A 13,289-nucleotide genomic window follows, 5' to 3' on the forward strand; every position below is an offset into this window, starting at 1 on the left:
GCCCCCGGTTCCTATAGCATATCAATGCTCCAGCGTCATCTTTTGGCTTAACCTAGGTTAACCTTCCTCGACGAACACCTCGTCGCGCTTCTTGCGTACCGATGGAAGCAGCACGACCACGAGAACGGCCGCAGCTATGGCGAGCAGAATGGCGCTGATCGGGCGGGTGAAAAAGGTTGCCGGGTCGCCGCGTGACAGGATCATGGCGCGTCGCAGATGTTCCTCCAGCAACGGGCCGAGAACGAAGCCAAGCAGCAGGGGGGCCGGTTCGCAGCGCAGTTTGGCCAGCAGATAGCCGATGAAGCCGAAGAAGGCGACTGCGTAGAGATCGTAGACATTCGAATTGACGCTATAAACGCCGATTGAACAGAAAGTCATGATAATCGGAAAAAGCACATAGTAGGGCACTGTCAGAAGCTTTACCCACAGGCCGATCAGTGGCAGGTTCAAGATGATGAGCATGAGATTGCCTATCCACATCGACGCAATCACACCCCAGAACAAGGCGGGTTGTTCTGTTGCAACATTCGGGCCTGGCACGATGCCCTGAATAATCATGGCGCCGATCATCAATGCCATGACCGGATTGGCTGGAATGCCGAGCGTGAGCATCGGAATGAAGGATGTCTGCGCACCGGCATTGTTGGCGGATTCCGGTCCTGCAACGCCTGCTATCGCGCCCTTTCCGAACTCTTCCGGCGTATCGGAAATGCGCTTTTCCACCGTGTAGGAAGCAAAAGACGCCAGAATGGCGCCACCGCCGGGCAGGATACCAAGCGCCGAACCGATGACCGTTCCGCGCAGGATTGGCGCAGTCATGCGCTTGAAATCGTCGCGCGTCGGCATCAGTCCTGTGACTTTGGCCATCAGCACTTCGCGTGCATGTTCGTTTTCGAGATTGCGCAGAATTTCAGCGATGCCGAACACGCCGACAGCAACGGCAACGAAATTGAGACCATCCGCATATTCTGTAATGCCGAGCGTGAAACGCGGTGTGCCGGTGTAGATGTCAGTACCGATAAGACCGAGCAGCAGCCCCAGTACAACCATCGCCAGAGCCTTGATGATCGAACCGTGCGCCAGTGCCACGGACGACACCAGCCCGACGACCATCAGCGAGAAATACTCAGCCGAGCCGAATTTCAGGGCGATTTCTGTGAGTGGCGGAGCGAAGATCGCCACCAGAAAGGTGGAGACAGTACCGGCGAAGAATGAACCGATTGCCGCGATTGCAAGTGCTGCACCGGCACGCCCGCGGCGCGCCATCTGGTAGCCGTCGATGGCCGTCACTGCGGACGAGGATTCTCCCGGCATGTTGATGAGAATTGCGGTTGTCGACCCGCCATATTGGGCACCGTAATAGATGCCAGCAAGCATGATCAGTGCCGAAACCGGATCGCCAATCTGGAACGTGATCGGAAGAAGCATGGCAATGGTCGCGGTAGCACCGATGCCCGGCAGAACGCCGATCAACGTGCCAAGCAATACGCCGATAAGGCAAAAGCCGAGATTGGCAAGCGTCGATGCTGTTGAGAAGCCAAGCGCAAGATTGTTGAAAAGCTCCATGCTCGTGCCCCCCTTTAGAACGGCCACCAGGGCCCGAAACGCTGATATGGCAGCGCGAGCGCGTAGCTGAAGACAATGACCGAAAAGACCGTGATTGCAGCGGCAAGAATGATCGCTGCAAGTGGTTTCATACGCATCGAGGCGAAAGAGGCGATGAGACAGGTCAGAAACAGCGACGGTACGAAGCCGAGGCCGCGCACGGTCAGGCCGAAGAATATCGGCGCAGGCAGAATAAAGAACAGGCCGCGCCAAGCGATCGGGCCGATAGGCTCGCCGGAGACACGTGTAGCCTGAATAAGGATGACCAGTCCAAGCAGGATCAGAACACCGGAAAGGACAAGTGGGAAATATCCCGGTCCCATACGTAGCGATGTGCCGAGGTCCAGACCAAGCGACTGATAGGCAAAAAAGGCGCCTGTCAGTGCGAGCAGTGCACCGCACAATCCGTTGGTCGGATCTATTGAGAATTTCCTTGAGGGCTCGTTCATGGCCAATCGTCTTTCGGATTTGCCGTTGAAAGGGCTATGCCGGAAGGTCGGCATATGACGTCGGTCGTGTATCACGTCGACTGCAGTTTGATGTGCAGCCGAAGGGAAAACGACAATCAAGGCGCGTCAAATGACATGCCCTGATTGTTTCCTGTACGATCAGTCCGCGTATTGTCCTGCAGCTTCGATAATCGGCTTCCAGCGCGCGATTTCGGATTCGAGCTTGGCCTTTAACGCGGCCGGTGTCGCATCGGATTCCGGAGACGGCTTTGTGCCGAGTTCGGCAAAACGGGCAACCACATTCTGGTCTTTCAAGGCCACCTGAAGCGACTTCGACAGACGTTCGGTGACTTCCGCCGGGGTTCCCTTGGGGGCATAGATGCCGTGCCAGATGCCCACTTCCATGCCGTCCAGACCGGCTTCCTTGGTAGTCGGAAGGTCTTTCAGTACGTCCAGACGTTCAGGCGAGGTAACGGCATAAGCCTTGATCGTGCCGGCCTGAATCTGCTTCGTCGTGTTGGTGGTCTGGTCACACATGATGTCGACCTGTCCACCGAGAAGATCGGTCATGGCCGGGCCGGTTCCCTTGTAGGGAACTGTAACGAGCGGCGTTTCAATCGCGCTCATGAACAACATGCCGCAAAGATGCGATGCCGCGCCGATACCGGCATTGGCGACCGTCGCCGTATCTTTGTTGGCCTTGGCATATTCGATCAGCCCCTTGAGATCGGTTGGCTCAAGGTCTTTGCGTGCAACAATCGTCATCGGAACTTCCGTGACAAGACCGACATATTCAAACGCGTTCAGCGTGTCATAAGCGAGCTTGCGGTAAAGCGTGGCGCTTGTGGCCATGCCGATATGGTGAAGCAGAAGCGTATAGCCATCCGGATCGGCGGTTGCGACGCGCCCGGCTCCGAGTGTTCCACCTGCGCCGCCGACATTCTCGACGATAACCTGTTGTCCGAGATCCTTGGACATGGATTCTGCCACAAGTCGCGTGACAGTATCGGTAGGCCCACCGGCTGAGAAAGGCACGACCATGGTGATCGTCCGTTCCGGATAATTTTGTGCCTGTGCGGTGAAAGCTGCGGTGGAAATAGCAAGTGTTGTCGCCAGAGCGGCGATAGTTTTCATCATAGCGTCCTCCCAGACTATGTTGCGGCGGGCGTGCCGGTATTCTGAATTTGGTTCCCCACGCCTCTTTGGGCGCTTCGGGCAATCAGATGCGATACTATTCAATGACTGCAATAAAATGTTTCTGCACCGTTGTTGCTCTTGAATTGGCAGGATTATTCGGTGCGCTTGAAAAAGAATGTAGATGTATCCCGGCGGCTTGCCAATGCCTGACCTTCAATGAAAGCGCTTGTACTACCAAAGTCTGGGTAGCTCGCTTGTCATGTTTTCGCCGTGCGTTGAGGTATCGTCTTGAAGGTTCTTTCTGATCGGGGCTAATCTTATGCAGTTTTAATTGCAGGAAGCTCAGCATTCAAGACGAGGTGATCGACGAGGCTCCTGGCCGGTGTGGTAAGTTCTTCTAAGGATTGCACCGCTATTGCCAGATTTCTTCTTGCCCAAGCATCGGAGATAGCGACCGTTGCAATGGGGAGTGTCTTTCTAAGGCGTCGGGCGGCGGTCTGCGGAATGATCGCAACACCTACGCTGGCAGCCACCATATTACCGACCCCTTCAAACGTGCGGAGTTTCGTCCTGATTTTAAGTCTGCCGCCTAGCCGGGTTGCCTGAATTTCGAGGTGCTCCTGCAGTGCGCCAGCTGATAGACCGATGAACTGTTCCTGCAGGATGTCAGAGAAACTCACGCGCTTATGTTCAGCCAGCGGATGGCTTCTGGCAGTGATCAGTACCAGCTGATCTATTGCAAAAGGAACCAGCTCCAAACCCGTAGTTTCCACCGCATCCGATAAAATTCCGATCTCAACAAAGCCGCGCAAAATGGCACGAGCAATATCGCTGCTCTGTCGTTCTTTCAACTCCACATCGATGCGAGGATTTTTTGCCATCCAGGCGGCGAGTTTTGCCGGAAGATATTCGGTGACGGTAGCGGTATTGGCCGCGACGCGAATGGCTGTGCGCATGGTTTTGGCATGTGAGCCCAATTCGCTATGCAGGTCGGCCATCTGCCGCATGACCGCTCTTGCGTGATGGACAAGGGCTTCGCCTGCTTCGGTAAGGGCAACGCCGCGTCGTCCCCGCTCCAAAAGCGAAACCTGCCCGGAGGCCTCCATATCACGCAGGCGCTCGCTTGCCGCTGGAAGCGACAGGCCGATTTCAGCCGCGCCATGAGTGATGCTGCCGGTATCGGCGACAGCGAGGAAGAGGCGAAGGTCGGTAAGATCAAAGCGCATAAGCGATGTTAGCGCGAATTCTGCCTATGGGAAAGCCGAAGGCTCTATAAGGAACTTCCGCATTCCGTCCGATGGCCAAGTCGCTATAGCAGGGACATGATTTATTCATTACCCTTGATCCTGACGATTGCGGTAACGTTCCTCGGTGCCGGCTTTGTCAAAGGCGTGACAGGAATGGGGCTGCCCACAGTCGCCATGGGCATATTGGGCGCGCTGATATCTCCGCTCTCAGCTGCAAGCCTGTTGATTATTCCGTCTTTCATCACCAATCTTTGGCAGCTTCTGGCGGGGCCTAGCTTCGGTCAGCTTATGCTTCGTCTCTGGAGCATGATGCTTGCCATTGCAGTCGGGACCATTGCGGGAACTGCGGTTCTGGTCGGGGGGAACATTGCAGTCACCACATCGATGCTGGGCTTCTCGCTCGTTATCTATGCAGCCTACACGTTGTTCGCCCGCCAGCTACAGGTGTCGGAAAAGCTTGAACGCCTGCTGTCACCTGTCATCGGGCTGCTGACCGGCTTGATTGCGGGCGCTACAGGGATATTCGTCATACCGGCTGTGCCCTATCTGCAATCGCTAGGATTCAGAAAAGATGATCTTGTGCAGTCGCTCGGGCTTTCCTTTACTGTCTCGACTGCTGCACTTGCGGTCGGGCTTTCGAGCAGGCAAGCATATTCCGGTGATCTCCTGCTGGCGTCTGTTCTGGCCATTGTTCCTTCACTGGTTGGCATGTTCCTAGGGCAGGCTTGTCGCCGCAAAATCCGACCGGAAAACTTTCGTCGATGGTTTCTGATCGGCCTTATGATCCTGGGGCTTGAAATGACATTGAGACCATTGTTCTCGATGAGTTGATGAACGGGGAACAATTTTTCCATTCCGGCAAGCGGATACGGATTTGCTTTCTTGTTCGAATCCGGCAAGGGCAGGATATTGTCTCACCCCCAAGAGAACAGTCTTTAGCTTCAACGGGTTTTCGCTGAAGCGTCCCCTATCATCGGCCTGATTGACGGAATGACCCAGAGAGATCCAGAACAACACCAGTCGCGTGCGCTCCGACTGTTCAAGCCAGTTCTTGCCGGTGCAACGCTGCGAGAACGTTCGATTGCTTGCCTCGGTGCCTTGATTGGTATCGCGCTGACCGGATTCATATCGAGCATGCTGCTGGGAAGCGGTCCGCATCTGCCTTTGATCGTAGCGCCAATCGGTGCTTCGGCGGTTCTGCTTTTCGCAGTTCCAACCAGCCCGCTGGCGCAGCCGTGGTCGATCATCGGCGGCAACACGATTTCCGCCTTTGTGGGACTGGCCGTCACCCAGTTTGTTGATGATCCGGCTTTGGCGATCGGCCTTGGCGTGGCGCTCGCGATCGCGGCAATGTCGGTTACCCGTAGCCTCCATCCGCCCGGTGGCGCAGCGGCGCTGACTGCAGTTCTGGGTGGTTCTGCGGTTGCCAAGTGGGGATTGCTGTTTCCGCTTGTGCCGGTCGCGCTGAACTCTTGCCTTCTGGTCGGCCTTGGTATCCTTTTTCACAAACTGTCGCGTCGGAAATATCCGCACGTGGCGGCGGCTGCTCCGGTAAACAAGCACAGCACCGAAGATTTGCCGCCTTCGGTCCGGATGGGTATCCGCGAGGAAGATATCGACCGCGCCTTGCTTGCACTGGATGAAAGCTTCGATATCGATCGCAACGATCTTGGACGTCTGCTGCGGCAAGTGGAGCTTGAAGTGTCCATTCGTTCCCACGGCGACCTGACCTGCGCCGACATTATGTCTCGTGATGTCGTCAGTATCGATGAAGATGCAACGGCGAGCCAGGCGCGCGACCTGATCTTGCGGCATAATCTACTGACCTTGCCGGTACACACGGCCGACGGTCGCCTGAAAGGCGTAGTCGGTTTGCGCGAATTGATGCATCCGGGTGACGATTTCAGAAACTATATCGTGGAAGCGCCCACCGCTGCGCAAGCCGATCCGGTGATGAGCCTTCTGCCCAGCCTGACCGATGGATTGGCGCATGCTGTCGTGGTTGTTGATGAAATGCGCCGCATCATCGGTTTGGTGTCGCAAAGCGATCTTCTGAGCACACTCGCGCGTTCACTTCCCGATGAAAAGCGGGTGCCTCTGAAAGCGGCATAACCTGCCGGGCCTGCGCTTCTCTATTGAATTGGAATGGTTTTCCGGGCAGGGTTTCCTGACCCGGAAATCTGCAGCAGGTGATTATGTCCGTCCAGCGCGCGAGCTTCTATATTCTACTGGCACTGGTCACCATCGCCTTTGCATGGCTGCTGTTGCCTTATTATTCGGCGGTTCTCTGGGCAGTCATTCTCGCCGTGGTGTTCTCGCCAGTACAACAACGCCTGGAACGTCTGCTCGGCGGCAGGAAAAACATTGCCGCTCTGCTTTCCGTGCTGATGTGCATCTGTCTGGTCATCATTCCAATGCTTGCGATTTTCGGTTCGCTGGTACAGGAGGGAAACTCTCTCTATCAACGCCTGAGCAGTCGCGAGTTTGATCTGAACAGCTATATCTCACGCATTCTGGGCGCCTTGCCGGATTCGTTGGAGGAGTGGCTGACCCGGTTCGAGCTGGGTGATTTCGCGGAATGGCGGGCGCGCATATCGTCTGCGATCATGCAGGGCAGTCAGCTTTTTGCCGGAAAACTGGTCAGCTTCGGCCAGAACACGCTGCAATTTTTCATAGGCTTCGGCATCATGCTCTATCTGCTGTTCTTCCTGTTTCGCGACGGTGCGGACCTTGGACGGAAGATCAGGCAGGCCATTCCGCTCAATGATGATTACACGCGGCAGTTTCTGGAAAAGTTCATCGCTGTCATCCGCGCGACGGTGAAAGGCAATATCATCATTGCCATCATTCAGGGCACGATCGGCGGTGTGACTTTCTGGTCCTTGGGCGTTGAGGCGGCTTTGCTCTGGGGCGTGTTGATGACATTCCTTTCCATGCTGCCAGCGGTCGGCGCAGCACTGGTCTGGGTGCCGGCAGCGGCCTGGTTCTTTGCAAGCGGAGAATGGATCAGCGGAGGCATTCTGGTTTTCGTGGGCGTATTCGTGATCGGACTGGTCGATAATCTCCTGCGCCCGCCTCTGGTCGGAAAAGGCACCCGCATGCCGGATTATGTCGTGCTGATCTCCACGGTTGGGGGCATTTCACTGATCGGGATCAATGGTTTTGTGGTCGGGCCGCTGATTGCCGCGATGTTCATTGCTGCGTGGTCGCTTCTGGCAGAAGAGCAGAAGGGGAATAGCTCCGCTCAACTGCCAAAGAACTAAATCTTACGCGACCTTCAGTTCCGCGATGGGAAGTCCGGTTTCGGTCATCTTGTTGTCGACACCATTTTCATCGAGAAACTGCTTCATCTCGGCATAGGTCTCGAACCATGCCCGGTTATACTTGTCGAACAACGACTGATCCCAATAGTCTTCCAGCCGGAAAGGCTTGTCGCTGAAGACGTCATAGCTCGGTATCTTGTAGGTTTCGGCAAATTCGGCTGTACGGCTGTCATAGGTGAAATAGATGGACGGCACACCGTTGGCCAGCGCCATCAGATTACCATGCAGGCGATAGCCGAGAACGAGCTGTTGCCTGCGCACCAGTTCCTCGTAATCGGCAACGACATCCGAATAGAACATACGATGGCGATAGAGGTTTTCTATTGTCTCGTCGAAATACCAGTCCGCTGTCCAGCGATGGTTCTTGAGCGCTGCAATGGCCTCCTCCTTCTGCTCCGCAGTGCCGAAGACCATTTTCTTCTCATCGATCTCGCCCTGAGCCATCAAGGTCACATCGAAGCGCTCGGCCATGGTTTTGATAAGGTCGCGGTGACGCGTCAGATATTGCTCGATATCCTGCGCATAGGCTGGTGAAACCTCTCGACGAACCGTAACGCCGACTTGAGCCACGTTTTCCAGTGGTGGCAACTTGATACGCAAATGCTGGTTGTTGCGGCGAAACGCCGTTGGACAACCGACGATGCGCACATTGCGGATGCCGATATCGTTCAGTACCTGCGCCGTGTAAGCGCCGCGCACACCGATGGATGTCGTCGAATCTGCAATGATGCGCAGGACCGCCTTGGTCTCTTCGGAAAGCTGTATTTCTCCTCTGACCGGCGCTTGTGCTCCGATACCGAATGCTATGACCGGCAGTTTAAGCCGTTGCAAGACCGGGATCGTGTCGCGCCAGTTCATATCCTTGTTGATATAGTTCGAACCGCGCAGGATCACATAATCATACTCTTCACGCAGCTGATCAATCTTCTCAGGTGAGAAATTGGTGATCGGAAGTTCTGAAGCCTTCTCGTAATTCATCAGTTTCAACGATGACTCGAACACGAAGGCATCGCCGATATTGTGATAATGATTGATGCTGCCCTGAACGTCGGTGTGACGATACCAGCGGACATTGTCGTGATCGTACACTTCTCCCGCAGGGATCATGACGAGGGCGCGTGCCATACGGTCTTCCTTCTGTTTCACTAAGGTCAAGCCAGGCTCAGCTTGCCTGAGAAAGAGCAGTTTGCGTAACTGCCGGTTTCTGTCTGCGGGGTTTTGACCCACGCAGCCGGTTGTAGAGGTCCAGATGTTCCTTTGCGCAATCGACATAGTGGACCGGATTGCGGATGGAATGATGCAGTCTATCCCATATGCTCGGCTCGCTGAGCACTTCTGTAAAACGGTCGGCCAGATCCTCGGCGCTGCGAACACGGAAATGCAGGCCGTCTTCGCCATCGCGGATTTTCTCAGCCATGCCGCCAATATTCGAGCAGATGACCGGACGGCGATGGTGCAGCGCCTCCTGAATGACAATGGGTGAATTTTCCCACCAGATTGAGGGCATGACCACCCAGTCGACCGACTGCATGAGGCGCGGCATTTCAGCATTCTGGTACGCACCATAGAAACGCACGCGCGGACCAGCCTCTTCAATCAATTTCTGCATGCGCTCCTGAAAAGCGGGCGGCTGCTTTTCCAGATTGCCGCCGAAGATCATCAGGCGGGAATCCTCGCCCCATACCTGTTCCGGCACACGCGATACGGCATCGACCAGAACGTCTATGCCCTTGAACGGGTTGATCTGACCAAAAAAGGCAAAGCGGCTGCGACGCGGGTTCGGGCCGGTTAGCTCACGCGGAGGGGTAACATCGCGGATGGCGATACCGTTCTCGATGACTGCCATCTTGTCGGGGTTGAGGCCCCATTCCAGATAGCGGTTGGCAAGGAACTCGCTCGGCGACACAAATCCGTCGGCCAGTTCCAGCATGCCGCGCACGAAACGTTCGCGCTTGAGAAAACGCGCTGGCGGTATCTGCGGAAAACAGCCGTGGCAATCAATAGGGGATGCCTCGTTGCAGAGCTTGGAGGTGCCAGCTTTGACCATCTGGCCATCATTGTTGCAGATCGACAGGAATTCATGAAACGTCACCAGAATGATGCGATCCGGCAGTGCCTCGCGGATGGCATAGAGCGTTTCAAGCCCGAGGCCGAGAACATGATGGAAATGCACGATGTCCGGATCGAAGTCGCGGACAAAGCGCAGCAGGTCACGACGGATTTCATCGGTGTTCTTGTTCGACAGATAGAAGTGATCGTATTCGTCGGCATGGAACAGGATTTCGTCGCTGGCGCGCCGCATGCTCATGAGAGCCGTCGTGCCATGCCGAGGGATCGGATGAGCGGCTCGGGCCAGATAGACTGACTGCACATCGGGAATGCTGTTCAAACCCTTGTGCAGATTGTAGGAAGCGATTTCACCACCACCGAGCGAGATCGACGGGTGAGCGTGCGAGATGACGAGAACACGGAGTTTATCGCTCATGCGGATTCCTCCACCTGTACGTTACGCCTGCCAGCGAGAATGGAGGACCACCGTGCATCGAAGACCTGCCGGTCAATGCGCTCAATGAGCGCTATGGTCGATGCCCTGTCAGTTACGGATGTATCGTCTGCTCCCAGCATCTGCGCTGATGGTAACCAATAGGAGCGCAAGCCCGATTGTTTGAGTTTCAATCCGAGATCCAGTCCCTTTTCATGGGTGCCGAGATAACCGCGCGTGAAACCGCCGACTGAAAACAGGGCTTCGCGTGGAAGAATGCAGCACTCGAACGTAGCCGTTGCGACTTCCGTCAAGGACATTCCTGAAACGGCGTCGATCGGATAACCGGCGTAGCGGCTGATCAGAGCGCGATCCGCCGACATGCCGGATTGCGGTCCTGCAACCCAGGTTCCCGCCCAGCGAATTGAATCATCCTCATAGGCAAGGGTGGGAGACAGAACGCAGTCCTTGTGCGCTTCATAGGCGCTGATGAGCTTGTTCAGCCATCCGGAGCGGCGCGGCAGCAGCGATCCCGCCAGAAATATGACCTGATCTGTCGAAACCGTGCGGGCGCCGACTTCCAGTGCATCGTAGAGGTCTTCCGACCCCGTAGCTGAAACGAGCCTGATGCGAAGGCGGTAGAAATCCGCAAGACGCCTGATTTGTACGCCGACGCGATCAATGATCTCGGTTGCAGCTGCGATTACGATTGGCGCGATGCGGGTTTCGGGATCAAGCGCGAGAAGCGCCAGCAAAGGTTCGACTTCCTCGACGCGCTCGTCGATACCGATGATGATCGCAGGCCCTATCGCATCTTCGAAGGGGCCGAGATCGACTACACCAAAGACTTCCGGCGCAGGGCGGTTGACGCCGCGCAGCAGCGGCACGAGCTGCTGGTCGACAATATGGCGCAACGCCCATGCATTTGGATCGGTCGCGCGGATTTGCCGTACGATAGCGTCACGCGAGGTGACGCGGATTGGCGTCAATGGAAAAAATGCGCGCCGTCCGTCGCTGATTGCAAGTTCTAGATAGAATGGCGACGTGCTGTCGCCTGCAAGCTCGGGTGCGAAGGCAACGAAACCATGCGCGTGACGGCTGGGGTCCAGCCCGGCATTGAATGGCGGCTGATTGTCGAATTCGTGGGTGACGTCGGGCCGGTCGATGCGGGTCCAACTGGTATCGATCTGGATTTCACCGCGATGACGGCGCAGCTTCACACTTTCCACGTGGCTATCGGGATCGAGCAGCCAGCCCGAAACCAGCATGCCGCTGCCTTCCACCCGGAAGACATTGTCTATCCCCATCCGGACAGGAAAGGGAAGGCTGGATACCGTGTCGGCACCATCGAAACGATTTGCGGCGGAACGCATGCGCAGCAGGATGTCTGTCGAGCTGCGTACCCGCGGCAGAATTGCCCGGATATGGCCCGGCGTTTCACGCGAGCCGGACAGCAGCCTGCGGTCGTAGACTTCGGTAAAACGCCAGCCCCTTCGCCCGCGAAACAGAAGCCGTTCGATATCAGTCGGTTCGACCGGTTCGTTGGCAAGAAGAAGGCCTGCAAATCCGGAAGCTTCATCATTGAGATCTGGCCGTGCGAAAACGCTGACTGCGCATTCCGCAAGTGATGGGTTCTTGCCGCTGATCAGCAGCCGGGTTACGGCGGGCGTCAGATCCTGCGCCCAGCCCTGAACGAAAATCTCGCCTTCATCGCTGCCGCCGATGAGTTCGATGCAGCCGTCAGAACGGGCTCCCGCTTGCAGCAGAACGGTGATGGCCGAAAGTTTCTTCCGGCTGATAGGGCCGGAAATCAGACCTTCCACCAGTTCATCGATGACGCCCGGCAAGCTCGGTCCGGCTAGATCGCCGATCATGGCGACAAAATCGGCAATAGAAGCGGAGCGCGATGCGAAATTGTAGCGGGCGACCTTTGCCCGGTGTTGGAACATGATCGTCTTGAGAGTGCCACGGCGCAAAGCAGCCGTTGGCACGATGGCGACGAAACCATGTGTTCCAACGGGCGAAGGCTCCCTGAGCGGCCATGTGATCAGGCTTGTCTTCACGCTCATGGCGGGGTCGCCATTCAGGAACGCTGTTACCTGATCGTTTGTTGCGCTGCCGATGCCGAGCACCAATGCCAGCGTGTCTTCGATCGCGCTGCCGACGACCATTTCACCCTCCATCATCATGGGAGGGCGATCCGGTGAACGAGTTGGTCTTGCAATCGACTGTTGCGTGATAGGTCTCTCGTCTTGCGCCATAAGGTTTTTCCTCAGGGCATGACCGCGAGGGTCAGCAATGCGCCTGCGACAAAACCCGTCAAGACGGCAGCCAGCAAGAACAGGAACTTGAGGTCGCCGCCGCTGCGCTTGCGCACGTCATCCAGACGCTGTTCCAATCCTGCGACAACGCCGTCCATGCGCATGATGTGCACGTCAAGTTCGGTCATGCGCTGATGGAGATCGGTTCGCAAACCGTCGACGGAACTTGCAATGTCGAGCAGTTCTGCCGGGGCGGCATTGCCGGATGCATCAAGGGTAGGCGCGACGCGCTGCAACGAACGTTGGTTGACTTGCAACTGGCGCTGCGCTGCCATCAGCATGTCGAGCTTGTCCAGAATGCGCGTCATCGGCGCGGCGATAAGCGCTTCGGCCGCCTGTTCGTCAGGCTTCGGTACGCGTAGCTTCTGCTCCGCGCCAGACGCATTGGCGGCGACGACAACGAGTTCGCCAGCTCGAGCAGCGGCAAACTGCGGCAGCATCACCTCAAAAGCGTGCTTGCCATCGCCGATACCGTTGCGCTTCAGATCAGGGCGATCCTTGTCGGCGGGGGCTTCAGCAATAGGCTTGTCGTCCAGCAGAACGCGGATCAGAAGCCGTTCTGTCGGAACTGATGGATCGAAGGCCCAGCCATAGAGACGGCCTTCCTCGATGGCGTCAACGCGTCCTTTCATGGCTTCGGTCCTTTGAGGCGCGGCAGTGGCATTGGATGCCGCTGCCTGTTTGGTTTCCCCCTCGGATGGAACTTTGGTCGCGATGTTCATGAT

The 13,289-nt window shown here is 56.5% G+C and carries 11 protein-coding genes; 3 read left to right on the plus strand and 8 right to left on the minus strand.

Annotated elements, in window-relative coordinates; all coding sequences use genetic code 11:
* Positions 1-57: 57 nt before the first annotated feature.
* The 4 genes from OANT_RS17700 to OANT_RS17715 all read right to left on the minus strand — a co-directional run bounded on the left by OANT_RS17700 (position 58) and on the right by OANT_RS17715 (position 4,417).
* Positions 58-1,566 carry a tripartite tricarboxylate transporter permease gene (locus OANT_RS17700; protein WP_010658619.1) on the minus strand — a complete coding sequence of 503 codons (1,509 nt, stop codon included), beginning with the start codon at positions 1,564-1,566 and terminating at the stop codon, positions 58-60.
* A 14-nt stretch (positions 1,567-1,580) separates the two neighbouring features.
* The gene (locus OANT_RS17705; protein WP_010658620.1) at positions 1,581-2,054 is read right to left on the minus strand and encodes a tripartite tricarboxylate transporter TctB family protein; all 474 of its coding nucleotides are present in this window, start codon (positions 2,052-2,054) and stop codon (positions 1,581-1,583) included.
* Positions 2,055-2,213: 159 nt separating this feature from the next.
* Positions 2,214-3,191: a tripartite tricarboxylate transporter substrate-binding protein gene (locus tag OANT_RS17710; protein WP_012092847.1), complete on the minus strand. Its 978-nt coding sequence runs from the start codon at positions 3,189-3,191 to the stop codon at positions 2,214-2,216.
* Between the two features lie 317 nt (positions 3,192-3,508).
* Positions 3,509-4,417 (minus strand): LysR substrate-binding domain-containing protein, encoded by a 909-nt coding sequence (locus tag OANT_RS17715; RefSeq protein WP_012092848.1) that lies wholly within the window; start codon positions 4,415-4,417, stop codon positions 3,509-3,511.
* A gap of 96 nt (positions 4,418-4,513) precedes the next feature.
* On the opposite strand from OANT_RS17715, the gene OANT_RS17720 reads away from it, so the two are divergent.
* The 3 genes from OANT_RS17720 to OANT_RS17730 all read left to right on the plus strand — a co-directional run bounded on the left by OANT_RS17720 (position 4,514) and on the right by OANT_RS17730 (position 7,701).
* A complete protein-coding gene (locus OANT_RS17720; protein ID WP_012092849.1) occupies positions 4,514-5,269 on the plus strand; it encodes a sulfite exporter TauE/SafE family protein in 756 nt (251 codons plus the stop codon).
* 159 nt (positions 5,270-5,428) lie between these two features.
* A complete protein-coding gene (locus OANT_RS17725) occupies positions 5,429-6,550 on the plus strand; it encodes an HPP family protein (RefSeq protein ID WP_012092850.1) in 1,122 nt (373 codons plus the stop codon).
* An 83-nt stretch (positions 6,551-6,633) separates the two neighbouring features.
* The gene (locus OANT_RS17730; RefSeq protein WP_012092851.1) at positions 6,634-7,701 is read left to right on the plus strand and encodes an AI-2E family transporter; all 1,068 of its coding nucleotides are present in this window, start codon (positions 6,634-6,636) and stop codon (positions 7,699-7,701) included.
* Between the two features lie 3 nt (positions 7,702-7,704).
* Here OANT_RS17730 and OANT_RS17735 read toward each other — a convergent pair whose 3' ends face one another.
* The 4 genes from OANT_RS17735 to OANT_RS17750 form a co-directional block, all read right to left on the minus strand.
* Positions 7,705-8,886: a polysaccharide pyruvyl transferase family protein gene (locus OANT_RS17735; RefSeq protein ID WP_040128358.1), complete on the minus strand. Its 1,182-nt coding sequence runs from the start codon at positions 8,884-8,886 to the stop codon at positions 7,705-7,707.
* A gap of 37 nt (positions 8,887-8,923) precedes the next feature.
* Entirely contained in the window at positions 8,924-10,246 is a 1,323-nt protein-coding gene (locus OANT_RS17740) for a glycosyltransferase family 4 protein (RefSeq protein ID WP_012092853.1), read from the minus strand.
* Positions 10,243-12,432, minus strand: a complete 2,190-nt coding sequence (locus OANT_RS17745) for a glycosyltransferase family 2 protein (protein WP_231771501.1) — start codon at positions 12,430-12,432, stop codon at positions 10,243-10,245. Before OANT_RS17745 ends, OANT_RS17740 begins: the two co-directional genes overlap by 4 nt.
* Positions 12,433-12,515: 83 nt before the next feature.
* Positions 12,516-13,286 (minus strand): hypothetical protein, encoded by a 771-nt coding sequence (locus OANT_RS17750; RefSeq protein WP_012092855.1) that lies wholly within the window; start codon positions 13,284-13,286, stop codon positions 12,516-12,518.
* Between the last annotated feature and the right edge of the window lie 3 nt (positions 13,287-13,289).

Origin of the sequence: Brucella anthropi ATCC 49188, from assembly GCF_000017405.1 — a bacterium.
GTDB lineage: Bacteria > Pseudomonadota > Alphaproteobacteria > Rhizobiales > Rhizobiaceae > Brucella > Brucella anthropi.